The following is a 664-nucleotide window of genomic DNA, read 5'->3' as shown; positions in this document are numbered from 1 at the left end:
TCAATGAAAGACAAGTTCCTTCTCGAATTTGACGAAAATGTCTTTCATCAGCTCAATGAAAGACAAGTTGCCTCTCGAATCTGACAAATATGTCTTTCATCAGGTCAATTCGGACAGGGCAAAGTGAAAACGCATCATCGCTGTCTGATGTTTGAGCATCATCTGCCAGCGGGATGGAAAACTCATCCATTATTTAGAATTTACATACTCCTGAACCATTTCAACCGTCACATATTTTTTGATTGGTGTGATTCGCAGGTTAATGCTGTTCATTTGTTTCGTCACAGCATTTATTTGATCAGTTGAGAAAGGCTTGCCTTGTTTGCACTGATCAACCGCCTCGGCAATTAACATTTCTCTTTGCTCATCAAGTGCTAAAAATTCTTGATATTGTTTATTTTGTTTTTCCGCATGCTGGATTAGGTCTTTATGTACACTCATCATTACCACCCCTTGGTTTCATTCATTCTATCTTTCTATTATCATATGGACTAGTTCATTTAAGCAATAAAAAATGATTCCATACTGCGACAAATATGATATATTATTACTAATTAAACATGAACTGAACTGGAGGAGCCTGTCACCAAGGGATGAAAATGCCCAATGGTAACAGCTTCTTTTTTTTATTGGCTCTGTTAAACTTGTATGTTGATTTCCGCTC

At 37.0% G+C, this 664-nt stretch carries 1 protein-coding gene; it reads right to left on the bottom strand.

The window, feature by feature from the left end:
* Positions 1 to 189 precede the first annotated feature (189 nt).
* Complete coding sequence (locus tag V7083_RS22465) at positions 190 to 441, bottom strand: DUF2533 family protein (protein WP_335482271.1); 252 nt, start codon at positions 439 to 441, stop codon at positions 190 to 192.
* Between the last annotated feature and the right edge of the window lie 223 nt (positions 442 to 664).

The sequence above is a fragment of the Bacillus sp. JJ1764 genome, assembly GCF_036962145.1.
In the GTDB taxonomy this organism is placed as follows: Bacteria; Bacillota; Bacilli; order Bacillales; family Cytobacillaceae; genus Neobacillus.
Note: the sequence above shows the minus strand (reverse complement) of the source record. Positions and strands in the feature narration are given on the sequence as shown.

What these genes read in the sequence shown, in the direction of transcription:
- V7083_RS22465 (WP_335482271.1), bottom strand. Translation starts at nt 441, where the DNA reads ATGAGTGTACATAAAGACCTAATCCAGCATGCGGAAAAACAAAATAAA.